The organism is Halopseudomonas sabulinigri (assembly GCF_900105255.1).
Taxonomy (GTDB): domain Bacteria; phylum Pseudomonadota; class Gammaproteobacteria; order Pseudomonadales; family Pseudomonadaceae; genus Halopseudomonas; species Halopseudomonas sabulinigri.
In genome coordinates this window covers 468,830-492,724 of sequence record NZ_LT629763.1, presented here as the reverse complement: position 1 = coordinate 492,724, position 23,895 = coordinate 468,830, and the positions used below count along the sequence as shown (strand labels likewise).

Annotated in this window: 19 protein-coding genes and 1 tRNA gene; 13 read left to right on the top strand and 7 right to left on the bottom strand. The window is 54.6% G+C overall.

Translation table 11 applies throughout. The features are described 5' to 3' along the window. Positions 1-14 precede the first annotated feature (14 nt). Together BLU26_RS02150 and BLU26_RS02145 are read left to right on the top strand one after the other, a co-directional pair. On the top strand, positions 15-1,547 hold the full coding sequence (locus tag BLU26_RS02150; protein ID WP_092283415.1) for an AAA family ATPase: 1,533 nt from the start codon (positions 15-17) through the stop codon (positions 1,545-1,547). After that, entirely contained in the window at positions 1,538-3,031 is a 1,494-nt protein-coding gene (locus tag BLU26_RS02145) for a VWA domain-containing protein (RefSeq protein ID WP_092283413.1), read from the top strand. The genes BLU26_RS02150 and BLU26_RS02145 overlap by 10 nt, the downstream gene beginning before the upstream one ends. A gap of 119 nt (positions 3,032-3,150) precedes the next feature. Here BLU26_RS02145 and BLU26_RS02140 read toward each other — a convergent pair whose 3' ends face one another. From BLU26_RS02140 to BLU26_RS02130, 3 genes are all read right to left on the bottom strand, one after another. Then, positions 3,151-5,025 (bottom strand): UvrD-helicase domain-containing protein, encoded by a 1,875-nt coding sequence (locus tag BLU26_RS02140; RefSeq protein ID WP_172830631.1) that lies wholly within the window; start codon positions 5,023-5,025, stop codon positions 3,151-3,153. Next, positions 5,022-7,331 carry an AAA family ATPase gene (locus tag BLU26_RS02135; protein ID WP_092283411.1) on the bottom strand — a complete coding sequence of 770 codons (2,310 nt, stop codon included), beginning with the start codon at positions 7,329-7,331 and terminating at the stop codon, positions 5,022-5,024. The genes BLU26_RS02140 and BLU26_RS02135 overlap by 4 nt, the downstream gene beginning before the upstream one ends. 250 nt (positions 7,332-7,581) lie before the next feature. Next, a complete protein-coding gene (locus BLU26_RS02130) occupies positions 7,582-12,705 on the bottom strand; it encodes a RecQ family ATP-dependent DNA helicase (RefSeq protein WP_092283409.1) in 5,124 nt (1,707 codons plus the stop codon). A gap of 308 nt (positions 12,706-13,013) precedes the next feature. Between BLU26_RS02130 and BLU26_RS02125 the strand changes: the two genes are divergently transcribed. Next, positions 13,014-13,280 carry a hypothetical protein gene (locus BLU26_RS02125; RefSeq protein WP_092283407.1) on the top strand — a complete coding sequence of 89 codons (267 nt, stop codon included), beginning with the start codon at positions 13,014-13,016 and terminating at the stop codon, positions 13,278-13,280. A 152-nt stretch (positions 13,281-13,432) separates the two neighbouring features. On the opposite strand, the gene BLU26_RS02120 is transcribed toward BLU26_RS02125, so the two are convergent. Both BLU26_RS02120 and BLU26_RS02115 read right to left on the bottom strand, forming a co-directional pair. Further along, positions 13,433-13,846, bottom strand: coding sequence for a hypothetical protein (locus BLU26_RS02120; protein WP_157719279.1), 414 nt, complete (start codon positions 13,844-13,846; stop codon positions 13,433-13,435). Positions 13,847-13,977: 131 nt separating this feature from the next. After that, positions 13,978-14,196 carry a BPSL0761 family protein gene (locus BLU26_RS02115; RefSeq protein WP_092283403.1) on the bottom strand — a complete coding sequence of 73 codons (219 nt, stop codon included), beginning with the start codon at positions 14,194-14,196 and terminating at the stop codon, positions 13,978-13,980. A gap of 374 nt (positions 14,197-14,570) precedes the next feature. On the opposite strand from BLU26_RS02115, the gene BLU26_RS02110 reads away from it, so the two are divergent. From BLU26_RS02110 to BLU26_RS02095, 4 genes are all read left to right on the top strand, one after another. After that, on the top strand, positions 14,571-14,852 hold the full coding sequence (locus BLU26_RS02110; RefSeq protein ID WP_092283401.1) for a helix-turn-helix domain-containing protein: 282 nt from the start codon (positions 14,571-14,573) through the stop codon (positions 14,850-14,852). 358 nt (positions 14,853-15,210) lie between these two features. After that, positions 15,211-15,426: a hypothetical protein gene (locus BLU26_RS02105; protein WP_092283399.1), complete on the top strand. Its 216-nt coding sequence runs from the start codon at positions 15,211-15,213 to the stop codon at positions 15,424-15,426. A 919-nt stretch (positions 15,427-16,345) separates the two neighbouring features. Next, positions 16,346-17,326: an integrase domain-containing protein gene (locus BLU26_RS02100; RefSeq protein ID WP_092283397.1), complete on the top strand. Its 981-nt coding sequence runs from the start codon at positions 16,346-16,348 to the stop codon at positions 17,324-17,326. Beyond that, on the top strand, positions 17,326-17,694 hold the full coding sequence (locus BLU26_RS02095; protein WP_092283395.1) for a hypothetical protein: 369 nt from the start codon (positions 17,326-17,328) through the stop codon (positions 17,692-17,694). The genes BLU26_RS02100 and BLU26_RS02095 overlap by 1 nt, the downstream gene beginning before the upstream one ends. Positions 17,695-17,869: 175 nt before the next feature. Here BLU26_RS02095 and BLU26_RS02090 read toward each other — a convergent pair. After that, positions 17,870-17,960, bottom strand: a tRNA-Ser gene (locus BLU26_RS02090). A gap of 225 nt (positions 17,961-18,185) precedes the next feature. Between BLU26_RS02090 and BLU26_RS02085 the strand changes: the two genes are divergently transcribed. The 5 genes from BLU26_RS02085 to BLU26_RS02065 all read left to right on the top strand — a co-directional run bounded on the left by BLU26_RS02085 (position 18,186) and on the right by BLU26_RS02065 (position 20,330). Beyond that, positions 18,186-18,851: a Bax inhibitor-1/YccA family protein gene (locus BLU26_RS02085; RefSeq protein WP_092288327.1), complete on the top strand. Its 666-nt coding sequence runs from the start codon at positions 18,186-18,188 to the stop codon at positions 18,849-18,851. 74 nt (positions 18,852-18,925) lie between these two features. After that, positions 18,926-19,315, top strand: a complete 390-nt coding sequence (gene tusD / locus BLU26_RS02080) for a sulfurtransferase complex subunit TusD (protein WP_092283393.1) — start codon at positions 18,926-18,928, stop codon at positions 19,313-19,315. Next, complete coding sequence (tusC, locus tag BLU26_RS02075; RefSeq protein WP_231701991.1) at positions 19,305-19,670, top strand: sulfurtransferase complex subunit TusC; 366 nt, start codon at positions 19,305-19,307, stop codon at positions 19,668-19,670. The genes tusD and tusC overlap by 11 nt, the downstream gene beginning before the upstream one ends. Before the next feature lie 25 nt (positions 19,671-19,695). Continuing rightward, positions 19,696-19,995, top strand: coding sequence for a sulfurtransferase complex subunit TusB (gene tusB, locus BLU26_RS02070; protein WP_231701990.1), 300 nt, complete (start codon positions 19,696-19,698; stop codon positions 19,993-19,995). 11 nt (positions 19,996-20,006) lie between these two features. Next, on the top strand, positions 20,007-20,330 hold the full coding sequence (locus BLU26_RS02065; protein ID WP_231702035.1) for a TusE/DsrC/DsvC family sulfur relay protein: 324 nt from the start codon (positions 20,007-20,009) through the stop codon (positions 20,328-20,330). A gap of 13 nt (positions 20,331-20,343) precedes the next feature. Here BLU26_RS02065 and BLU26_RS02060 read toward each other — a convergent pair whose 3' ends face one another. Further along, the gene (locus BLU26_RS02060) at positions 20,344-22,296 is read right to left on the bottom strand and encodes a CASTOR/POLLUX-related putative ion channel (protein WP_092283389.1); all 1,953 of its coding nucleotides are present in this window, start codon (positions 22,294-22,296) and stop codon (positions 20,344-20,346) included. Positions 22,297-22,398: 102 nt separating this feature from the next. Between BLU26_RS02060 and cls the strand changes: the two genes are divergently transcribed. Beyond that, positions 22,399-23,844 (top strand): cardiolipin synthase, encoded by a 1,446-nt coding sequence (gene cls / locus BLU26_RS02055; protein WP_092283387.1) that lies wholly within the window; start codon positions 22,399-22,401, stop codon positions 23,842-23,844. The last annotated feature ends 51 nt before the right edge of the window (positions 23,845-23,895 follow it).

The window sequence follows — 23,895 nt, the reverse complement described above, 5'->3', positions numbered from 1 at the left end:
TCAAGGAGTTGAGTGTGGGTTTGCAAAAGCGTATCGGGGATTTGGTCGCCAGCGTAAGCGAGGGCATGTTTGAGCGTGAAGAGATCATTGCGGTATCTCTGTTGGGAGCGCTCTGCGGGCAGAATACTTTTTTGTACGGGCCGCCGGGCACGGCCAAGAGTTTGATTTCTCGCCGTATAGCCTGCGCCTTTGAGCAGCCGACCTATTTCGAGTACCTGCTGAACCGCTTCAGCACACCTGAAGAGGTGTTTGGCCCTGTCTCCATCAAGGCGCTAAAAGAAGATCACTACATTCGTAAGACAGATAATTACCTACCTAAGGCCGAGTTCGCCTTCCTCGATGAAATCTGGAAATCCAGCCCCGCCATTTTGAATACCTTGTTGACGTTGATTAACGAGCATGTGTTCCGGAATGGTGAAGCCATTGAAAAAGCCCCACTCAAGGCTCTGATTGCTGCATCCAACGAAACACCAGATGCCAATCAAGGTCTGGAAGCCTTGTACGACCGCTTTATTGTGAGGCTGATGGTGGGGCCCATTCGTGAAGCCCAGCATTTCGATCAGCTACTTAATAGCAAACCGACCGAAGCCGAAATCGATATCCCCTCGGCTCTGCAGGTGAAGTCCAGCGAATGGGCTGAATGGATGGCGCGATCGCATAAGGTCAAGCTGTCTGCTGAGACGCTAACCATCATTCACTTGATCCGCGAACAGCTGGAGGAGCAATACGAAACGCTCAAGGTTTATGTCTCCGACCGACGCTGGCAGCGCGCGGCGATGCTCATGAAGGCGGCAGCCTTCTTTAATGACCGTAAGGAAACCAACCATAGTGACGCCTTACTGCTGCAGCATTGCCTATGGACGCATGAAGAGAATCGTCAGGCCGTCTGGGATATCGTTGCGGATGCTGTGAAGTCTTCGGGGATTGATAGTGGGATCGATCTCGCTGAAGCGGATAGGCGAAAAGATAAACTCGATAAGGAAATTCACACTGAGCTTTATCATTCGGAAAATGTTTACAAGACAGTTACTGTTAATGGCAATGAGTTCTTCCAGAAAAAAGTCAGCTTCCTTCCTGAGGATAACTATTATCGGCACCAGGAGGAGTTTGAGATATACATTCATAGCGACAAATTAAAGTCGACTGACGCCTTTCATCCAGTAGACGTAAAAGGAAATGAAGAGGAGGAGATATACTGCAAGTTTGATGGACAGGGCACTTGTCGGCTTGAATATAAAAGTGGTGGCATCAAGTACAAGAAAATCAATATTACGCCTTCTGTTTTGTTCCACAAAGGCGATAAAAAGAAAGATATAAATTCACGCCTTGTTTCTTCGCTCTCGCAGTCAGTTATGGAGATGAGAGAGATATTGCAAGGTACACTCAAGCAGGTTGAGGCTAAATTTAAAGGCTACAAGTCAAGACTCGCTTCTCCATTTGTGCCGGCCGATAAAGTCAATCTAGCAGTCTTTGGTATAGCGAAACAAATCGAGGACTTACAGCTTCGCATCAAGGACTGCGAGCGGCTGGAAGAGCTATGCCGATAGATCCACTGTCCAGCGCTGCTAAAGATGTTGGTGATAACGTTCAGCACATATTTTCGTCATTACTAAGGGGCTCTGATTCGGTCGCAGGCCACGTAGCAGAGAGCATTCGGCTATGGCAATCGGCCTCGGCCGCTGAGCTGAAAGCAGATTTTCCTTTCGCGTTATATGAGCAACAGCTATCGGACTGGCAAATCCGGAACCAGTTTCCCCCTGTTTCGAGTGCAGAACTGGCAGCAGCTGTTGCGGAGTATGTTGCGCTATGCCGTGTAGCCAAATTGCCGAACAATCAATCTTTTTGGCAGCGTGAGTTGGCAGCGGCGACGGCCCCTGAAAAAGTTGAGAAAAAACGTCAAGCCGATAGCACTGTGAGTGCTCGCCTTTTGCGAGATGAATGGCAAAAGGCGCTGGATAAGGCACGGGCAGAGTGGGAGCTTGAGCGTATATTCATGCTGCGCCGGCAGTTCATGGAAGAGCTCGAAGCATTTCTGCGGTTACTGCAACAGCTTTACCAGCAGTTGAATTTGCTGGGGTTGGACCCAAGTATTTTTCTTGACCTCTCCCAAGGTAGTTTGTCTGCAAAAGAGATCAAGCGCTTTGAGCGTTGGGCCACATACTTGGCCAATGATCCAGGTGTTCGGTCACTATGTGACTTGCTAGGCAAGCTACGCCAATTGGAGTTATCAGAGCGCATTGAGCGAGCCCAGGTGCGCTATACGCAAGACTTTGAGTTACCAGATATCAATTCGCGGGAAGAGATCATCGGCATTCGCTTGGGGCGTGATATCGAGCATGTTCTGCCCGGCGAGTTGGCACTACTGGCTGACCCCGAAACGTCCCTTCTTTTCGACCTCAAGTACGTCGAATCACGCCTGATGTGTTTTGACATGCAGGGCATTAAGCACGTGCAGCAACATCACCAAAAAGAAGAGCTGCGGAGCGTTGAAGAGGCGGCTAAACAGGGGCCAATGGTGATCTGTGTCGACACCAGCGGCTCTATGAGCGGTATGCCTGAGACGGTTGCCAAAGCCGTTGCGCTGTTCATTGCAGGCAAGGCCAGGCAGCAGAAACGAGCATGCTATTTGATTAACTTTTCCACCGGCATCGACACTCTGGATCTTGGCGACGACTTTGGCATGGAGGCACTGATCAAGTTTTTAGCCATGTCCTTTCATGGCGGTACGGATGCTATACCGGCATTGGATCATGCGTTGAGTGTGATGCAGAGCGAGGCCTATGAGCACGCTGATCTACTGATGATTTCAGACTTCATCATGGCTGGCTTGCCGGGGCAGCTACGTCAGCAAATTGAGCAGCAACGTACTCATGGCAATCGCTTCTATTCCTTAGTTGTAGGCGATTGCTTTATGACTCAACGTTTAACCAACCTTTTTGATCATGAATGGGTCTATGACCCGCACAGTAGCCAAGTTCATGAGCTGATTGGTTTTGAGCAAAAGCTATCGATTAATGCCAAGAATGGGTGACCCCATGGCCCTGTACTGATGGCAACTTCTGGCCGGTTTGAGACTTCCGTATCAGGCAGGTATCGGCCAATAGCGGTCATCAGGTGTCTACAGAAACAGGGGTTATTCAATGAGCTGGTTCAGAGCACTACGATCTCTTCAGCGGTCAACCAGCCTGCTTTAATGACTCTATCTTTCGCAATCTCTGGTTGAGAGCTATAGACCACGATTGCCAAACTCTCCTCAGCACGACTGCAGGTAACATAGAGTAGCCTTCTTGTGCGTGATAGCGACGTGTCTTTACCCTCGCTCTCATTCTTCATGTCGGTCGCCGAAGCCGGCGTAACACCGAGCAATTTCTCATAGCTGAATAGGAAACCGCGGGCTTCCTCGTCGTTCAGGATCACCATCACCCGGGGGAACTCTAGGCCTTTGACGCCCTGGTGGGTACCGTAGGGCGAAAGGCCGTTTGCATAGCCTGCGAAGGCCGCCATCTCTGAGTAACGACGTCCTAGGACAACCCGATAGGCATGGATTTCAAGTGCGCGACGATCGGACGTTTCCGGTGCAGGGTCTGCAGTGGCACCTAGAGCCATCGCCTCAACAAGTCCATCAGGCAACGCGAGCAAACCCGTACTTAGGAGAATTTGAGCCACCTCCTCAACCAAGGGATCGTTGTTTTTCAACATCTCGCAGAGTGATTGAGTCGCTACTCCAACAGATTCCAGGAGCTCGAATTGATTGTTGCCAGCCGCCTCCAAATGCTTAGGATCAAGCAAAGGAGAGCGCAGCCGCACCGCCTCTATGAGCGTGAAATCATCCGAAAGGGCTGCTGCGGCGATTGGAGCTACCCCTTCGAAGAAAACCTTGAGTATGGGTAACGTACCGTCCATCAACGCGGTATTCAGATGTGCAACTGCATAGAGTGGAGCGAACACGCCCTCAAACCCCATGCGGCGGGCAGCCATCTTGTGCTCCAGGATCAGCGTCTTGCGGCCTCCCATGCCGGTGGCCCACTGAGCATCTCCCGTGATCTGTGCCATTTGCTTAGCGATCTGGTCTTCCAGGCTGAAGTCCTGACCCGGCGCTTGCCGGGTGCAGAACATGCGTACGGCACCCTGGGCAGCTCCCGACTTTGGTATCTGCTGATGATCATCGGCGCCCGCGCGGATATCGTTGATTAAATCGACCACTCGTATCGGGCAACGACGATTGATACGTTTCTCAGGCTTCGCCCAGTCTGGCGGTATCGCCTCATCAAGCCTTGGCTTCCCGTCGTTGTAGATACGCTGCATCGTATCGCCGAGCAGTCCTAAGCAAAATCTCTCAGGAATCGCTGCCTGAGCTTTCAGAAATGCATCCATGAGCGAGCCGTTTGTATCTTGGCTCTCATCGATGAGCAGCACTGGGTGCCGATCCGCCATAACATCGAGTAAAGGCGGCTGGGGTAGAAACTCTGCGGCCATCTGAATAACTTCACTGTGATTCAGCGATTGCCTGCTTACGTTGTCTCCCGTCGGACTGTAGGTAAATTCGGGAATTTCATCCAAGGATGCCAAACGACGAGCTTTGCTATCCCGGCTCGCCTGGTTAGCCTGGGACGTCTTGTTCACTGTTTTCGCCCGACGGAGCTTGTCATCCAATTCATCGATGTCGCCCGCGAGTTTGATACGTAACCATTCACGAATGTCGTCGTTGAAGCCTTTGATCATCTTCCAAGAGAAAGCATGAATCGTTGAAACCTTAACCAGCGGATCGTGCTCAAGGCGACTTGCGATCTCCTCACAGGCTGCGTTGGTGTACGTAATGATCGCGATTTGCCGACTTTCAAACGTGAGGCGCTGACGTTCACGTTCTTTAAGCGATTTCACCGCCACGACGAGGGAGTGGGTCTTACCTGAGCCGGCACCGGCGTATAGGAAGAAACTGCGCGGCTGCTCCAGGCTAAGGCACTCTTGGATAACGTCATCCGCAGTGGGCGTCATTTCAACGGCGACATCCTGTGTGGCATTCATTCGGGCGTCACCTCGACACTGGCCGTAGGAATAATCAGGAGCTCCTTGCTCTTCTTCTTGAGTTTTTTCTCTAACCAGACGAGCCCTTCCCGTATGTACTCCGGAACAGCCACCTTGGCGAAATCGGGGTCACCAAGCACCTGTAGCGCGAACTCCGCCTTGTCACCTGACCTGAGCGCGTCGAACAAAGCCTGACCTAGGTCGTCTGCAGTTGCAGAATCTCGCAGCGCTTTTGCGAAAGCCTTGGTCATACCTCTGCCTTGCTTCGTGGCGAAGTGCTGCACATTGCTCAGCACCAGACTGTCCTCAAACGTGTTGGGTAACGCCAGGGCTTCAACTTTCGTTTTGGGCAGAACGACGTTGATAGGTGTCTGATACGCAATGCGGATCGCAAACAAGTCGTCTATCTGCTGCGATTTTTGCTTCGCATCCAGATCCAGCAACGTGTCGACATCATGCCCAATTTCCAGGGCGGTGACCCAGCTGCGCAGGGTGGGGTTATTGGTTTCTTGTTTTGCCTTCCGCTTGACGGGTACCGCTGATTTCTTAAATCCGGCGTCCAAATCCGTGACCACAAGCGTCACAATTCCCAGCGCATCGACTAACGGCCTGAGGCGATGCGCGTGACTGCCACCGATATCCAGGATGGTGATGTAGCAACGGTCAAGGAAGGGAAAATGACTGCGTAGGAAATGCGGCATCATCATTCGCTCCGCAGCGCCTTCTACCAATATAACCGCGTCAGCGAAGAAGAGATCGGCATGCTGCGCCCGCAGATAACGAGTCACAAACTCCTTGGTTTGCTTATGACGGTTTTTGTCACCAAACACTGTGCTCAAGTTAGAGACGGTGGACACCGGGATGGGTACACCGGCCATTCCTGCAGGTAGCCTTCGGAAATACCGAAGGTTTGCATAATGCGTCTCGTGAGCAACATGGCTGGAGTGGGAGCTGACCACCAGCTGTGTTTTGAGCCTCGGGTATTTCTTGAGAAGCGGCTCATTACATAGGACGTGATACGCGTGCTTGATGAAGGCTTGTTGTACTTGGACATGGAGATGAGCTTCAGGCTCCTCAACCAGCACGAGGTGGATCGGCTCAACGCCTGCGTCGGACTGTTCCTCGGTATTTTTGTACTTCCTCAACCACTCATCCCGAAATGCCATCAGCTGGAAAATCATCGAGATCAGATTCTGATAACCGAGGCCGTTGGATGTTTCGGGGAGGCGCATGGGAGGAGCACCAGGTGCACCTACTACTGAATCCAACTCGAACAGCACTGCAGCTTCATGGTTCATGCCGTCCGTAGGGGAAAGGCGGGTTTCTACCCTGATCGCCGGGTCAGTATTATTCGGATAGCCTAGGCCGGCGACCTCCTCAAGGGCGGGAGCGAAACTGGAGGTTAGTCGGGAATCGAAAGCCGATTGTGCAGCTTGAATGGCTGTCAGCGCCTCCAAGTCCGAAATGTCAGGGCTGTCACCAGGATCCAGATGCCTACTGTAGTAAGCACGCAATTGCTCAGTAAGCTTTTTCCCTGAACCACCTCGTCCCTCAGTGATGGACTCCTCGGCGCTGTCACCAAAGCCGCGCTGCGCATTGATCTCGTGAACGCGTATGAGATCGGTCAGTGGATTGCTCTCCAGCGGGCGTGCGTTCACAGACAGTGCTTGTGGGCTAGCGTGACGAGTATTGGGATCTGGTTCGCAGAGCTGCGCCGGATCGAGACGATACCAGCGTATCGTGAACATCGCTCCCAAACGTCGGTTAAAGTAGTCATGCAGGCTTTGCGGCCAAAGTGAAAGGGTGGGTGGAGTTTTTCCCTCCTCGGTCTTGTTCAAGATCTCCTGCAGCAGTGTTTTGACGCGATTACGCTCTTTTCGGTAATCGGTGAAAAGTTTGGCCATGTCCTTGGGCTCAAGACGAAAACGCATCCCGACGCGGCCACCTTTCCAGGCAAAATTGGGAATCAGATCCTTGATGTAATGCAGTTCTCCTTGCGAGGCTTCCACCCATAGATCGAGAGTCGGTAGCCAATGCGTCCACTGGTTTGCCTCTGGTATCTCGAACGTTTCGCCAGCCTCTTCCCACTCGACACCAATGGCATGAATGGTCGTGAGGTGAGCAAGCGTTAAATCCTGGAGGCGGAAAGCGCTCGCTTTCGAAAGCAGAAATTTACGCAGTGCCAACATCGCGGAGGATTTACCACTGTTGTTGGCACCGACCAATAGGGTGGTGGTGCTTGCCAGGTCGATTCGAACGGACAGGAGCTTGCGGAAATTTGCGATCTCCAAGTGCTGGATCTGCATAGCCTCTTCCTTGTGACGGCTTAGGGTAATATGCCGGGCTGATGGATTCTAAGACTTTAACTCAGCAGCTCTTCTAGAGCAGTATCACGGTTCAAAAACTCTCACAAAATCCCAAGCGACAGTGCTGACCTCTACACGGATAAAGATTGAATAGCCCCTGTTTCTGTAGGCACCTGATGACCGCATTTTGCCGATAGCGAATGCCTGCCATCGTATTACATCAGCTCTGCCCAGGCCTCAGCACAATAGTTCAGCCGACAAACGCCACCCGCACAACCGGCACCTCCCACTGTTCCACCTGCATCCCCTTCCTAAAATGCTCCTCCCCGTCCGCCGCATAGCGGACAACCATACCCATTACCTCGCATTTTCGCGGGGGTGCATTCAGCTTGAAAGATCTCGCCGTTCGCCCAACTATCCAACCTTCCTCAGTAACCATCAGATAACGGTCACCCTCTGGCCGAAGCTCGATCTCATTCCCGATGGACAGCTCGGCTAATGCCTTGTGAATCGAATCATTCGCGGAATGCCTGCCCGCGTACCCGATGTCCACGTCCCTGAGGGTCAGCTGTCGGTACTGCACTTCAATCTGTGGATCATGAGTGCCGGTGAAGCTTTCGACTATTGCACTATCTGCGAGGGCATGGCTAAACGGGTTCCCTCCGGGGTATTCGCAGATCGTCAGGCTATGCTCAGCCCGGGTCATGCCGACGTAGTACAGCCTTCTTTCATCGCTTAGCTGGTCCGCCGTTACTTTCCAGCTGCCGTCGAGCAACACCACATGCCGAAACTCCAGCCCCTTGGCGGAATGGACGGTACCCAGGTAAAGCCCTTCACTGGTTTGCTGACGTATTTCCCGTGCGTATTCATACAGCCAGTCCACCAGGGTGGCGGCGGAGAACTTGGAGTCTCCGAGTTCGACCTGCATCTGCTCTACTGCGGCCGTGAAGAATGCGCGCCACTGCGTGCTGAACTCGCGGGCCTCGACCAGTTGCTGCAAGTCTGCAGGTGATAACGCTTCTTCATGTGCACTTATCATGCGCACGACCTGCACAAACTCCCTGAGGCGCGTAAGCGGGAGCGCGCTGTCCTTGTTGGCGGCCAAGTGATAAGGCACGCCGTTCTGCTCGCACCAGGCTTGCAGAGGTGCGAGATAGCGATGTGACCGAGCTAACACTGCGCAGCCCTTCAGGTCCAACCCTTCCAGATTCGTTAGCCGCACTAGCTCGCGGGCCGCTGCTTGCGCCTGCAGGTTACCAGCATCCCGATCTATTGCCGGTAGCTGGATGCGCAGCACCCTGCCCCTCCGGACGGGGTCGAGCGCTTCCCAGTTGCCGCCGGCTGGCGCAGTCACACGCTTCTTGTCTATCCCTATGGGATGCTCTGCCTTAAGGCGATCAGGGTTGGCCTGGATGACGCGGTTGGCCGCGTTGATGATGTGGCCGGTCGAGCGAAAATTCTCTATCAGATAGGAGATGCTGGCTTCGTATTCCTGAGTAAAGCGCTCGATGTACTGGTTGCTGGTCTGGCGCCACCCGTAGATATTCTGGTCGTCATCGCCCACCGCCATGATGCATAGCTTGCCTTCGTCGTCGGTGGTCCTCCCCGCCAGGGCACTAACCAGCCGATACTGCATCTCGTCGATGTCCTGATACTCATCCACTAATATGTAGCGGTACCCCCGCATGAGCTGCTCACGCAGGTCATCATCACCCTCCGCGTGGCCCTTACCCTCAAGCAGCTCAACGGCGTTTTCCAGCACGCGCTTGAGCTCTGCTTCATTGACCTCCGCCCCGCGTTCAAATCGGGTGCCTGTCAGGCGCATGGCCATGCTGTGGTAGGTCAGAACCGTTAGCCCGTAAGCCTCCTGCCCTATTAGCGCAAAGAGGCGTTTGCGGATCTCATTGGCAGCGTGGCGGTTGAACGTTAGCGCAACAACGCAACTGGCTGGCACCCGGCGGACCCGCAGCAGATAGGCGATCCTGTGGACGATGACGCGCGTCTTGCCGGAGCCAGGCCCAGCGAGCAGCAGGCAGTTGCGGTCATCGTCATCTGTCACTGCCTGCTTCTGAGCGCTATTAAGTGAATGAACGATGGTGCGCCAGGACGCCTCGCTGGTCATCAGTTTCAGAGTCCTTTCGCGCCCCGCGAAGTACCTCATGATGAATTCACTCTTGCCCTGGCTAAAATAATCGAGCACCAGCCCCAGTGCCGTGGCCATTCCCTTCAAGCCCATCTCGGCGTACTCACGCATGACATGGACCTGAATACCCCGCTCCCGGTAATGCTCATCGAGCCGGAGGTAGTCTTCTTTGCGATAGACGCCGCGTTTTTCCGGGTTAATGTCGATAGTCATCGCGCGGCGCATTACCGTCATGCCGTGATTAAGGGTGAGCACTTCCTGCAGATGCATATACAGCAGGACATGCTCGATCGCCTTGCGGCGCTGCTCCAGGCGGATTTCATGACGGAGCGCAAGATCCTGCTCGATCACTCCCAGCAGTTCGGAGAAGGTCGTTTCTACCAGCAGATCCTTGCCGCGGACGCCAGGGGCGATCTTGTCCACCAGAAAGCTCAGCACCTTGCTGGCGATCGCGCGTCTTTTTGCGCCTTGCGCCTCAAGCTTGTTCCAATCGTGGCCGACCTGTACCCGCAGTTTCAGGTAGTCGCGGCTTATCTGGCGCAGCTCGAAGCTACTACGCTGCCGGCTCTCACCGTCCCGGTCCTGAGCAAGGCTGCGCAGCAGGCGTTGCACATGCAAGGGCAATAGGTCTGGCCGATTCGTGCGCTGTTTCAGCTCCGCCGTAAGCGGCTGCAGGTTCAGATCCTGCCATGCACCACTATCAGCGTCAGGAGCTTGCTCACGCAGGACATCGAACAGAGCCTTCTCGAGCTGAAGTGAATGCTCAAGAAGCTGCGTGGCCGAATCGCTCGTACCGTGGCGAAGATAGAGGGTGAGCTGCGCATCGTTGACCAGCAGCCCGAGCTCTTCCAGCTGCTTGAGCGCACCGGCGACTTCTTCCTGCGTCTGCCCTGTGAGGGCCATAAGCTGGTCGGTGTTGATGCGCTCATCCGGGCAGGCGGAGAACAGAAAGCGCAGGATGGCTTCGAACTCCTGACGGCGCCGCTGAGACAGGTTCGCCTGTTTCAGGCGCTTGTCGCACTCTTCCTTGCTCAGGCCCGGGCGGGCGGGAAATATCTGCGTCTTGTTCACCTCACGCTTGAGGTACTCCCCCCGCTCAAGCCAGGCAACTGCCGTGACAACCTTGGTTTCCGCGTCCTGATCATCGATATCGAAACTGGTATCGACGTTATCATCGAGCAGTATCTCTCCGGCAGTAATGACAAGCTCGCCACCCTTGCGCTTGGTGCTTTCCACCCTCAGCTTGCGCAGAATCTGCTGGATGTCGCGCAGGCTGAGCTTCGAGCGCTCGCTGAGTCCAAACTGGGTTTCAATATCCTGGGGGTCGTATAGCAGCACGCAACGTGCCTGTGCCTGGTCCCGCCCTGCCCGGCCCGCCTCTTGAAGATAGTTTTCCAGCGAGCCGGGGATGTCTGCGTGCACGACGAGCCGGATGTCCGGCTTGTCTACGCCCATCCCAAAGGCATTGGTCGCGACGATGATTCGCAACGATCCGCCTATGAACGACTCCTGGATGTCCTTCTTTTCGTGGGGCTCAAGGCCAGCGTGGAAGTGCCTGCATGACCAGTTCTGGCTTATGAGAAAACTGGCCAGCTCTTCTGTTTTGCGCCGGCTCGCAACAAATATTACCGCGCCGCCATCCTGCTCACCAAGTTCTGTAGAGAGCAGCTGGTTGATGCGCGCCCATTTTTCGTTACGAAGGCAGGGCAGCACTTCAAAACTCAGATTGGTTCGCTCATGCGTGCCAATGAAGCTTTTGAAGGTCAAGCCGAGCATCTCCTGAAAATGCTCCTCGATATCTCCTAGAACATCAAGTTTCGCCGTGGCGGTGAAGCAGCCGATCGGGGCAACGGGCTGGTCGCCGCTGAATTCGCGGATGAATCTGGCGACGTAAAGGTAATCAGGCCGGAAGTCGTTACCCCACTTGGACAAACAGTGCGCCTCATCAAAGATCCAGGCGCCGATTTGCCGCTGGGCAATCGCCTTGCGGAAGGTCATGTTGCGAAACTGTTCGGGGGAGACAAGCAGAATGCCAATATCCCCAAGCTGGATCTTCTCCAGCACATCTGCCCTTTCAGGCATGGTAAGCAGACCATTGAGCGCTGCCGCGCACTGCACGTTGCGTGTCAGTAAGCCATCCACCTGATCTTTCATAAGCGACTGCAGCGGTGAGACAATAATCGTCAGGCTACCGTTGCGATGAAATCGGTTCAGCGCTGGCAACTGATAACAGAGCGACTTGCCGCCGCCGGTAGCGAGTACCGCGAGCACGTTTTCGCCCTGCATGCCGGCCAGCACGACATCATGCTGGAGACTGCTGCCGGGGCTCTCGTATCGGAAATCATCGAATCCGAAGTAGCGCTTGAGCTCAAGCCTGGGATCATGAGTCGTTCGACAGTATTGGCAGTCCGCGCTACCGCACGGCTCGTCTCTGAGCTTCTGGATCATGCCGACGACCGCAGGAAACTGGTACCTGACCCATGGTGCCAGCACCGAATTACCGCCGGAGACGCGCAGCCAGGCCAATGCATAAGCGAAGGCCCACCGGAGATGTTCCTCTGCTTCAACATGATCAAGCAGTACAGCCAGCGCCGGTCGACATACCTTGAGATCCCGGTCCAGCGTGGGGTCGGTTTCGATCAACAGGTTTGGCACCAGCTTCAGCGCCTCTGGCAACGAGATCGGTGTCGCGCCTGTGAGTGAGCCAAAGAAGGCCCCTAGATCGCCACCAGAGATCGACGGGGCGAGTAGGCTCTGATAACAGAGAAGTTCATCGCGATGGGTTGAGCGCAACTGGCCGAAAGCTTCGCGCTGGTCCTGAAAGAGGGTCAGGGTGGAACGACAATCGGCCAGAGGCGAATTGAGACTGTCACGGATTAGCTTGTAATCCTTGACCAGCCGGTGGTACGGATTCTGCGGAAAAGCCAGCGGCGAGAGCCGAAGTGTATCAATCACCGGCAAGCGAAGCATCGCGAGATCTGGCACCGCAGTCTGTAGTACTGGCAGATCGTGCTCCACCAAATTGTGGCCAAGCACAAAGCTGGCCCCTTGCGAGAGTGCATCAAGCTTCCGCAGCGCATCTGCCGAATCGCTACCAACCTTGAGCTCGAGCTCGCCGCCGGTATCAGGCCTTAACCCACCGATCATGATTATGCGATCAGGCTTACCATTTTTTGCCGGCACTACCTCTAGGTCAAAAACCAGGCCTTTCGGTTGTGGTGGCAATGTCATCCGAGGCTATCCTTGCGTGCGAACTTCGACGGTTTCTCACTTTAGCGCCAATGGGTTGGAGTAGAAAGCTCGAAAGAGGTTTGGCTGACAAGCGTAAGCTAGGACGCGTACGCATTGGAAACTTTAATGCGCTGAGCTATACGTCGACATGCCTGCCTGTAGGCCCGGCCTGAATCGTCCCAAATTTCATGGATGCTCAATATTCTAAATCGAGCCTAGGTAAAAGAGGTCGATAGAGCCGCGCCAATGGCTTTCACTAGGTTATTATCAAACGAGGTAAGCAAAAAACGTTCGTGGAGGAAGAGGCTATGACTAGATCCACCAAACAGCCACTATCTGATGAAACCATACGAGAGCTTGAAGAACAATTTCCAGCCCTGGCAGCTCTGGCCACCAATGCGGCTTACGAGAGAGCAAAGCGCTCTGGCCAAACAGTCGTGCTGTCAAAAAACGGTTTCATTGTTGCCGAATTACCCGACGGCACTGAGCAAATCCTCAGTCAGGCCCAGCCACGGCATAAAGTTACCCCGGGCGTGCAATTTAAAATTGCGTCTAAAAGAAGCAGCACGAGATAAGGGCGTTGATCATTCTCACACTGGAGACTCTGAAGCCTATATAAGCGAGTGACTTCGTTCGGAGGAAGTGCCGCCCACCACGCAATCGGATGCCGAAATCAGAAGCCGTTTCATCCGCCAGCAGGATTTAGTGCGTGCTCGGATATTGAGAGCTAGCAATTTAAATCGGCTTTTTTGTAGGAGCCGGTCGCTGCTATCGGAATGAAATTGTAAATCGTATTGTCGTCTACTTCGCATCTGAGACCAAAGCAGTTAGAGCCAGAAATATCCAACATCACAGTGTCCACCCCCTTGATTAGCTCCATTTGGATTGCAGGGCCTGAGTCAGACGGCACTGGCGTTACGACATAAATGCTGTGAGCTCTCGGACGATAACCAGCAGCCTCTGCGTTCAAGACAGCGATGACATCAAGGTTATTAATCATTTTTGAACGTAGCGACCAGTTGCCCGCTTCATCCTCTAGCTTTAAATAAGCCAAAACAAATGTTAGCTCGGGGATTTTTGAAGTGATGCCTAAATCTAATAAGCATGTTCCCTCTTCGGCTTGCTCTTCTTGCTTGGTCATTTTGCGCATCCAATACACGACCCTCTCCTCTTAATGAATACTATAGACTGTAGCACTATAGTGTTCATAACCTGCCTAGTCGAGCTCGGAAGATCTGCTTCTGCTTTGCATTTCTTACAAGATCGGATCTCTCAGCTTTTTGTATCCGATGAAAGCCATGGCCCAAAAGGATCGTCGGCCATTTCATCGCGTTTACCTATGAGCAAAATCTCTTTACTCGATGGGTAATGGCGCAGGACCACTTTGACCTGAGCCCTTATTTCATCCGGAAGTGAATGATCTTTGGAAATCTCGGCCAGCAATTCTCCAGCTTGAACAAGTGATCTTGTCCTTTCATGTGGCAGTGTCATCTGTCACTCCAGAGGCCTCCATGTCGGAGGTCGATTAAATTTCAAATCGGTTTACGGAATGGATAGCGGGTTGTCAGGTTCTCAGCACCGGTAGACCTGAACTGACTGCTTGAGCTATCCAGGCGCCGCCATATCTCGCGATAACACAAAGCCATTGTGTTCATGTTCACGCATAAATTCGTCAAAACTGATACGCGGTTTTATTCAATTGCTCCGGTCGACGTTGATACTGACCAGGGTTATGGACGCCTGCAAGATCTCCCTATTTGGCCAACGTATGCATCCTGAAGCTCGCCTCACACCATTTGCGAACCCTATAGATTGTAGCACTATAGTGTTCAAAGACTGTATCAAGACCATTTTCTGGGTGGAATATGGATCTCAAGCAGGCATTTGGCGTCGCTCTCCGGCAACTCCGCAATAAGAGAAATCTCTCCCAAGAGGATTTTTCAGACATTAGCAGCCGGACCTATATGAGCTCACTAGAGAGGGGATTGAAGTCTCCAACCATCGATAAAATTCAGCAGATCTCAGACGTGCTGGAAATCCATCCGGTATCAATAATGGTAGCAACCTATTTGGCTGGAAATCCGGGTACTACGATTGAGGCCCTCTTCGAGCGAGTTGAATCGGATCTCGATGTCGTCGACTGTTAGAGAACAGGTACTCCAGCATCCTCAGAGCCCCTACGTAGGCTAGCCTCAGCCCACGGATTGACCACGATCGGCTGCCCAGTATGTGCATTCTCGGCAATTGACTTGACTGCATCCATTGTCGAGAGCGGCCTCGCATTAATGCCGTGGCCGCGCAGCGTTGCCAGACCGTGCCAGCCTTTCATCTGTTCTTCTAGATGTCGAAGCAACTCGTCGAGTGTATAAGCCGTTCGACAGTGCACACTATAGTGTTAATTTTGAGTTTTCCGAGTGTCTGTTTTAATGAAACCTGACTCACAAACACGCTAACCATGGCCAGATTCCGAACCCAAAAACGTAGTCAACTCAGGAGATTTAAAACATGAAACATCGGCAAATTTCTAGCGAGCTGGGGCTTGAGTTAAAAGAGCACAGCATCGACGAGATTGAGAAAATATCAAAAAAATTAGGAGTCCATCCAATTTCAGCATTGGTCGCTTTATACCTCAAAGAGGAACAGGGAGTGAGTGTTCAAACGCTCTTGCAGCGCATTAAATCGGATCTCGATTCGGACAGCGACTCCAGCTCTGACACTTAGCTAAAGCCTTTGATTGGAGATGCTCACGTAGTTCGAGCCTGTCCCTTCACTCCTGACTATCCTCGGATAGTCAGGAGACAATACCAACTTCCACGAGTTAATCGCCAAACTCAGCATTTAGACGAGTCCCAAGACACCGAAATTCGGCGACACTAAATGTTCTTCAGGCCGAGCCTGACGCGCTAGCTGGGCACGTACAAAAACAGCATCTGAATTTTGGCCACGGCCAAATCTCTATGAAAGCTCTGCCTATGGCAAAGCATGCCCAAAGCCCGCGGTCATCCATGACGACTGCGGGACAACCCTCTGCGGCCCAAAGATACACACCATCCCCTTGAGGAAATGCCAAAGGGCTGGTGAGCTGGACGCTGAAAGCTACAGCTTTCCAATGCCTTTATGGCCTGATTCTAAGCACCGTCATGCGATATCTATATACCGCGGCGGTTTTTTTTAATGGTCCAAACGTTTAAGAGATGGACCCGTTAAAATACAAATACCCAAACAGTATCAATAAGATACGAATCACTTCCGGACTAAAACGGAAAATAAACCTGGACAAAACTCAATCGACCGGCCTCCGCCACCGGGTTTTCAGCCCGGCATGTCGAGCGATCTAGTCAAAATTCAGCCAGATAATTCTGGCACCCAATTCTGCTGCACGGCCTCGATGAAAAGAGCCAGCCCACGCCCCCCGCTCCTCTCCAGGGATCGGTTTCCGGCGCAGCAGATTCAATCGTGCTAGCAGCGGCACACAACCGTCCACCCGCCTATGAGGAAACCTCAAATGGTTAAAAATCTAACTCCGGTTAGGGGCAGGGACGCGTGCGTGGTGAGCGATAAAGCAATGCGTCCCTGCCCCACCTGGAGCGCATCGCCACGCAAAGCTGCACCCCCCAACAAATAAAGGAAACGAGCATCTATGAAACAACCTATCAAGCGAGGGGCTAAGCGAAATTTTGGTTTCGGTCGCCAGCTCAGATATGCGATGTCCCAGGCAGTAAACTCTTTTTACGGCGAGCGTGATCATTACAGCACCCGGCGAACGCACAACTATCGGCTACGGATTTTTGCAAGGTTCTGCAGAAAGAACGGATTGGTGGACGCGCGATTGATTACCCAATCGACACTCGATTTGTACGGGGAGTACCTGAGGGATCGTTTGCAAGGCGATTTCGTGTGGCCAGACGGCATTGTCGACAAAAGAATTTCTATCGCGTACGCGCACAACCTGATCTCGACCGCGAACACAGTACTGTTCGCGATGCGCAGGAACTCGAAAATCGAGTTGTCAGCGCTACGCGTCCTGAATAAGTCTCGAAGCCATGTCCGTAAGGAGCCTGCCAACGCAGATCAAGCAGCCGTATACCAAGCGGTCGCGAGGATGTTAATCCAAGGGGATCGACGAGGAGCAGCGGTAGTTTTGTTGGCTCGCCATTGGGGCATGCGCGCTCAGGAGGCCACCTTGCAAGATCTCCAGCGCATGCATTGCGAGGTCATAACCACTGGTGGCGCGTGTATTCTGGAAGGCTGCAAAGGCGGCCGTAAAAGCAAAGATCGTTGGTTATCGGCGACGCCTGAGCGCATAGAGTCACTCGAGTTCGCACTGGGGACCCGCCCAATCGGTTCCCGATGTCTGCTAGCGAAAACCGAAACGGTCAAAACATTTTACCAACGTGAGCTCAATAGGTGTCGTCGCGTGCTGCATTCTTTCGACATTATCAGCTATCGAGAATTGCGCGCGGCGTTTGCTGCAGACGTTTATGAGTCTGCCACAGGCACACAACCCATGAGCGGCCGTAATGTACCTCGAGAGCTCGATAGAAAAGCTAGAGAAGAAGTTGCCCGTGTTCTAGGTCATGGCAGGGTCGAAATATCTAGCTGCTATGTGGGTGGATATTGATGAATATCAGCCAAGTTCTAAAGCGTCTGCGTTTTGACGGCAAATACTCTGAGATCGCCCAGAGAAAAGTCATCGGTCGCCTGAACAAAATATGCAGGATTATCAATGAAAAATTTCCTGAGGTTAAGCGACCCGAGCAGATCAAACTCAAGCATCTGCAATACGTCAGGAATGAAAGATTGGCCGAGTACAGCGCCGCCACTGCTGTCGACTACAAACGCACTATCGTTATTTTGGTTGAAGCGCTGGGTAGGCAGAAAGACTGGTTACCTCCTTTAAAACTGGTCAAAGTCCCGAGCAAAGGTGGTCGTCCGTCTTCAACCCACGTGATCCGCACCAAATCCAAGAACCGGAGAGGTATGCGTTGAACCGGGATCCAATTGTGCCCTGCGCTTCGATGCCGACATTTAACATCGTCGCAAGAATAATCACATCGGTGGCAGACCAGACGCAAAAAAGCCCCAACAACCGTTGCTGGTATGTTGGGGCTTTTGTTGGCAAGAAACCAAACTCACTCGTAAGTCATTGATTTCATTACTTGTATGGCGGAGGGACAGGGATTCGAACCCTGGGTAGGCTATTAACCTACGCCGGTTTTCAAGACCGGTGCATTCAACCGCTCTGCCATCCCTCCACGGCGGGCAATACTACCGGAAATTGCTGATGAGTCAATGGGGTACGAGTACCTGTGACCAACTTATTACAAGCTTTTTGGCGCAAAATCTGCGGGCGGCCGCATTTGAACATGAATGGTAATAGTTGCGGCGCAGGCTTGCCTTGATTTGACATCGATTACCCGTATTATCTGGCAGTAACGAATGGATTATTTGATTTATCACGACAGGAGCTGTGCATGAACATGCAAGAACGCCACTCAACTCTGCAACATAGCGCGGTAAGCGAAGCGGAAGTCAGCAAGCTGTTCCGCAACACCTACACGCTGTTGGCCATGACCATGGCCTTCTCGGCTCTGGTTGCCTTTGTCTCCATGAGCATGAATCTACCCTACCCCGGTATCATCGTGACCCTGGTCGGCTTCTATGGGCTGCTGTTTCTGACCACCAAGCTGCGCAACTCTGCCTGGGGCCTGGTCAGCACCTTCGCTTTTACCGGCTTTCTGGGTTACACGCTTGGGCCCATCCTTAACGCCTACCTGAGTATGCCTAATGGCGGTTCTGTGGTGACCCTGGCGCTGGGCATGACCGCGCTGGTGTTTTTCAGCCTGTCTGCCTACGCGATCATCTCGCGCAAGGATTTCAGCTTCCTGTCCGGCTTCATCATGGCGGGTTTTGTCGTGTTGCTGGTGGCAGTGGTTGCCAGCTTCTTCGTACAGATCAGCGGCCTGCAGCTGGCCATTTCCGCTGGCTTTGTGCTGTTCTCCTCTGCGGTGATTCTGTACCAGACCAGCGCTATCATCCACGGCGGTGAAGACAACTACATCATGGCGACCATTACCCTGTTCGTCTCGATCTACAATTTGTTCCTCAGCCTGCTGAGCCTGATTGGCGCCTTCAACGACGACTGATATCTGTCGCTGGGTTATACTCCATGGCTCGCCCGCAACGGCGAGCCATTTTTATTTCAGAGCATTCAAACAGCATGAAATTTGCCATCGCCTTGCTCGCCGGGCCGCAAGATCCGGCCGCCCGCAGCGCCCTGAGCTTTGCCCAGGCCGTGCTTGCCGGCGGTCACCAAATCAGCAGATTGTTCTTCTACCGTGATGCCGTGCACCTTGCCTCAAGCCTAGCCGTGCAACCCCAGGACGAGGCTGATTTAGCAAGGCAATGGCGTGAGTTCATCCGCGACAATCAACTTGATGCGGTGGTCTGCATCGCTGCTGCTTTGCGTCGTGGCGTGCTGAACGAGGCCGAAGCCTACCGCTGGGAGCGCCCGGCAGCCAACAGTGGCGAGCCCTGGGAATTATCTGGCCTTGGGCAATGGGTCGATGCCATGCAGACGGCAGACCGGGCGGTGACCTTTGGAACCTGAGCTGAAAAGTCTGCTGGTCATCAGCCGCCACTCCCCCACTGCAGCCGCTGCCCGCGAAGCGCTGGATCTGGCCTTGGCCGCAGCTGCCTTTGGCGTCCCGGCCGGCATGCTGTTTCTCGATGCCGGGGTACTGCAGCTGCTCAAGGGGCAGGACCCCGCCGTCATCCAGCAGAAATCGCTGGCGGCCAACTTGCAGGCCTTGCCGATGTTTGGGGTCGACGATCTTTTTGTCTGCCAGCACTCTCTCAGCGAGCGTGGCCTGCAGCCTGGCCAACTGATGTTGCCGGTCAAACCAGTTGAAGGGTCTGAGATCGCCACCCTGCTGGAACACTACGATCAGGTTGTCACCCTGTGACGGCCTGTTGCTCGGGAGCCTGACCATGTTGCACGTGTTGCGCCACGCCCCACAGGACTGCAGCCGCTTTGCCAGTAGCCTGCGCGTGATGGGACCAAAGCAGGGGCTGCTGCTGATTGAAGACGGTATTTATGCCCTGCTGCCCCGGACTACTGCGCTGAGCGCCCTGCAGTTGCTGCCCGCCAGCGTGCGTCTTTATGCGCTGGAAAGCGACGTGGTCGCCAGGGGCATGGCGATGGACGACATCCCCAAGCGGGTCAGCCTTATTGACTACCCAACCTTCGTGCAGTTATGCACGCAGTACAACAAGGTACTCAGCTGGTGAGCCAGACTATCATGGTCGATAACCGGCCTGTCGCGGTCGACCGTGAGGGCTTTCTGCTCGACCTGCAGTGTTGGTCGGAGGACGCTGCGGCGGCCTTGGCGGAACAGGAAGGCATTACCCTGACACCGGCGCACCTTGAGGTGCTGCTGGTGCTGCGCGACTTTTACCACACCTATCAGCTATCACCGGCGATGCGCCCCTTGGTCAAGTACGTTGGCCAACAACTGGGTAAGGACAAAGGCACCAGCCTTTATTTGCTGAGCCTGTTCCCCGGTAGCCCGGCAAAGTTTGCTGCCAAGCTGGCCGGGCTACCCAAGCCGGACAATTGCCTCTGAATTGGCTCCCCGGTCAGCTCGCCGGCAAGGTGGTCAATATCACCAATTGATCTGCATCGCTCAGCTTCAACGGCTGATCACGGGGCGGGTTCAAATGCAGCCGCCGACCCTCGTCGTCGGGCTTGTGGCGATACACGCCCAGCGCGGTTTCACCTTGCAGCGCGATGACCGCCTCCAGATCAGCGAAGGTGGTTACGCTCTGCATTGAATACTGAGCGGGCTGCCGAAAGACAATCTCTGCTCCGCCGGTGGTGAACAGCTCCTCGAACATCAGCCCCAGTTCTCGACGCTGGGCAATTTGTGCCATCAGATGGCTGAGAATCATTGGGCTGACGATGCTTTCACCCCGCTTGCGCACCACCAGCGCCTCGTTGGCAGGGTCGCTCAGCTCCAGCAGAATCTGCGGTTTGTGGCTGCGCTCGCGCAGCAGCTCATCCACCACCAAGTAACCTACCATAGCGCGTGCATCGGCCTCTTCACCCGAATCCATGCGGTCGGACGACAGCAACAGCACACTGTCGAAGCGCTGCGCCAACAAATCCCTTAGCGCTCCTTCAACCATATAGTCGGCCTGGGTGTGCTGACAGCTGACACCCGCCGTCAACTCACTGTACGCGCTGATCTGAGCGGCGCGCTGATCAGGGTCGACCACCGCCACTACGTGCACCTCGAAACGGTAGTTAGCGTAGCCTGCCAACTCGTGAATCAGCGCGGGAACCCGGCGATTCCAGCCCAGGATCAACAGCCGGCGCAGACCGCCGACATCCGCTCTGGAGGGTTGAGTAGTACGCTGCAACGGCCGCAGCGGTTGCTCCGTAGTGCTTTGCGGCTCGGCGTGCGCATAGTCACGGGCCAGCATTACTACCTTATCGCCCTTGCGAATCACCTCTTCGGTCGGCGCGTTGAGCCAGGTACGCCAGCTGTCGCCATGTGGGCGCATGAGACCGCAGACAATCGCTTGCGGTGCGTGACGGCCAATTTCACCCAGGCTCTGCCCTACGCAGTTATCGGTCGAGCGAATATAGAATTCATTGCCGTCGTGTACTGTCAGCACCTCGCCAAACAGCTCCGGCATGCCCGGATGCACCAACGACTGCGCGAACAGGCGGCTGACCATGGCATCACTGGCGATCACCTCCAGCGGGCCAGAGTAGGCGCGCTGCAATACGTTGAGTTTGCGCATATCGTCTATTTCGGCAACCACATATGGCGGCGGTGTGCTGCGCAACAACGCCTGCGCCTGTAGGGTAAGCAGTGCCTTGATGGTTTCCACGTCACCGGTCAGTAGCGTATTACCTGACTGGTTACGGCCGGGAATCAGCACCACTGCGGCCTGCAGGCACGCCACTCGATCCAGGTCCTCGGGCTGCAATGCCGTGCCGGAACGCAGAATGATGTTGCCCATGGCGCGGCGTATCTGCGGAATCTCGCGCAGTTCTTGCACCCGATCGGCATTGATCTCGTCGGCCAGAATCACCAGACGCAAGCGTTTGGTTTCACGCGCTTTCAACAGGCGTTGAATGCCGCCGCTGGCATCCAGAATCTCCTGCACCAGGGGAATGGTGCGATTGGTCCAGCCGAGAATGACAATATGGTCACGTACGGTTACCGGCGTCAGGCCTTGCTCCAGCTTGACCATCATATCGATCAGCCAGCGGGTCATGATCGCTACCAAGGCACCGAGAAACACCACATAGCCGCTGATCGTCAGCCCGGTGGACACAATGCGCCGCCAAGTGCCCTCGTCGTCGCCCAGGTAGCCCGGGTCGGTCAGTCGCAGGAAGGCCCACCACACCGAATCTGCCAGGGAGCCGCCCTCGGGTGCCGAGGGCCACGCCAGCCAGCCGCCAACCAGCGAGATCAGTGCGATGAAGCCCGCTACTACCAGTAATTGATAATGCGCGCCTTTGACAAATTGCCGCTCAATGACATAGCGCAGGCGATCAACGAAGGAAAATGGCAGCATTCAGTGAGCCTCTCTGCTCGGTTGTGTCTGATTCTTAACGGCACAGGTAAATCCTGCTAGATTGAGCGCACTTACACCTTGGCGCAGGCCCACCGCTCAACTATGCAAAATGTAGAAAATATTCTCGGCGTGGCGCTGCTGGTACTCTACTGGCTTTTCACCGCAGCGGTCACGCTGCGTGTAGTTGGACGGCGCAACCCCGTCAGCGTCACACTGTCCTGGCTGCTGGTCATTTATATTCTTCCCGTTCTTGGTGCCGTGCTTTATCTCATGTTCGGCGAGCTCAACCTGGGCAAGCAGCGCGCCAGACGCGCCGAGGCGATGGTCGAGCCGTTTCTGCACAGCATCGCCAGTGACTTTGCTGCCACCAAGGCGCCGCCCATGGGCGGCAACTCGTTGACCCAGGGCATCTATCAACTGCTGGCCACCCGCATGGGTATCGGCGCACTGGGATATCAGCAGATGGCCCTGCTGGACACACCAGAGCTGATCTTTTCCCACCTGTGCGACGATGTGCGGAGCGCCCAACACAGCATTCATATTGAAACCTATATCTGGTTTCCCGGCGGGCGCGTGGATGAGCTCAGTGAAGAACTGATCAAGGCCAGCGCGCGCGGCGTGAAAGTCTCTTTGTTGATTGACCACGCCGGTAGCCGTCCGTTCTTTCGTTCACCCTGGCGTAAGCGTTTGATCGATGCCGGTATTGAAGTAGTGCCAGCCCTGCCGGTACGTTTGCTGCGCGCCCTGGCACAGCGCATCGATCTGCGTATGCATCGCAAGCTGGTGGTGATCGACGGGCGCGTGGCCTACAGCGGCTCAATGAACATCGCCGACCCGCTGTACTTCAAGAAGGACGCCAACGTGGGCGCCTGGGTCGACATCATGCTGCGCCTCGACGGTCCGGCCGCGCGCGGTCTAGACAAGGTGTTTGCCTGGGACTGGGAGGTTGAAACCGGCCTGCGCCGCCTGGAACCGGCGCCGCCAAGCATGCCGGCCTGCTATAAATGGCTGTCGATTCTGCCCTCCGGCCCTGGGGTGGGTGACGACCTGATCGGCCAGGCGGTACTTTCCAGCATCTATCGTGCGAACGACAGCATCACCATCAGCACTCCCTACTTTGTGCCCTCGGAAGCCATCTTCAACGCCTTGTGTCAGGCCGCCGAGCGTGGCGTCAGGGTCAAGGTTCTGATCCCCGAGCGTAACGACTCCAAACTGGTTGGCTGGGCCAGCCGCGCGTTCTATCAGCGGTTTCTGGAAGCTGGCGGGGAAATTCACCTGTTCCGTGGCGGCCTGCTGCACACCAAGGCCATGTTGATGGATGACCAGCTGGCATTGGTTGGCAGCGTCAATCTGGACATTCGTAGTCTGCAGCTGAACTTCGAGCTCACCGTAGCGCTGTTTTCGCCAGAGGGCTGCGCCAGTATCCGCCAGCTACTCGATGGCTATGAGGCCAACAGTCATCGCCTGCTACTGGCGGACTGGCAGCAACGCTCACGTGCTTCACGGGTGTTGGAGCGCGGCGTGTTCTTTCTCAGCCCCCTGCTCTGAATGCCGGCAAGGGGTCAGGCAAGGTCTGGGCACGTGACCTGCTGCGCAGCT

What these genes read in the sequence shown, in the direction of transcription:
- BLU26_RS02085 (WP_092288327.1), top strand. Translation starts at nt 18,186, where the DNA reads ATGCAAGAACGCCACTCAACTCTGCAACATAGCGCGGTAAGCGAAGCG.
- BLU26_RS02110 (WP_092283401.1), top strand. Translation starts at nt 14,571, where the DNA reads ATGGATCTCAAGCAGGCATTTGGCGTCGCTCTCCGGCAACTCCGCAAT.
- BLU26_RS02100 (WP_092283397.1), top strand. Translation starts at nt 16,346, where the DNA reads ATGAAACAACCTATCAAGCGAGGGGCTAAGCGAAATTTTGGTTTCGGT.
- cls (WP_092283387.1), top strand. Translation starts at nt 22,399, where the DNA reads ATGCAAAATGTAGAAAATATTCTCGGCGTGGCGCTGCTGGTACTCTAC.
- BLU26_RS02060 (WP_092283389.1), bottom strand. Translation starts at nt 22,296, where the DNA reads ATGCTGCCATTTTCCTTCGTTGATCGCCTGCGCTATGTCATTGAGCGG.
- BLU26_RS02125 (WP_092283407.1), top strand. Translation starts at nt 13,014, where the DNA reads ATGACTAGATCCACCAAACAGCCACTATCTGATGAAACCATACGAGAG.
- BLU26_RS02140 (WP_172830631.1), bottom strand. Translation starts at nt 5,025, where the DNA reads ATGAATGCCACACAGGATGTCGCCGTTGAAATGACGCCCACTGCGGAT.
- BLU26_RS02145 (WP_092283413.1), top strand. Translation starts at nt 1,538, where the DNA reads ATGCCGATAGATCCACTGTCCAGCGCTGCTAAAGATGTTGGTGATAAC.
- BLU26_RS02065 (WP_231702035.1), top strand. Translation starts at nt 20,007, where the DNA reads ATGGTCGATAACCGGCCTGTCGCGGTCGACCGTGAGGGCTTTCTGCTC.
- BLU26_RS02115 (WP_092283403.1), bottom strand. Translation starts at nt 14,196, where the DNA reads ATGACACTGCCACATGAAAGGACAAGATCACTTGTTCAAGCTGGAGAA.
- BLU26_RS02105 (WP_092283399.1), top strand. Translation starts at nt 15,211, where the DNA reads ATGAAACATCGGCAAATTTCTAGCGAGCTGGGGCTTGAGTTAAAAGAG.
- BLU26_RS02130 (WP_092283409.1), bottom strand. Translation starts at nt 12,705, where the DNA reads ATGACATTGCCACCACAACCGAAAGGCCTGGTTTTTGACCTAGAGGTA.
- BLU26_RS02135 (WP_092283411.1), bottom strand. Translation starts at nt 7,331, where the DNA reads ATGCAGATCCAGCACTTGGAGATCGCAAATTTCCGCAAGCTCCTGTCC.
- BLU26_RS02120 (WP_157719279.1), bottom strand. Translation starts at nt 13,846, where the DNA reads ATGACCAAGCAAGAAGAGCAAGCCGAAGAGGGAACATGCTTATTAGAT.
- BLU26_RS02095 (WP_092283395.1), top strand. Translation starts at nt 17,326, where the DNA reads ATGAATATCAGCCAAGTTCTAAAGCGTCTGCGTTTTGACGGCAAATAC.
- tusB (WP_231701990.1), top strand. Translation starts at nt 19,696, where the DNA reads ATGTTGCACGTGTTGCGCCACGCCCCACAGGACTGCAGCCGCTTTGCC.
- tusD (WP_092283393.1), top strand. Translation starts at nt 18,926, where the DNA reads ATGAAATTTGCCATCGCCTTGCTCGCCGGGCCGCAAGATCCGGCCGCC.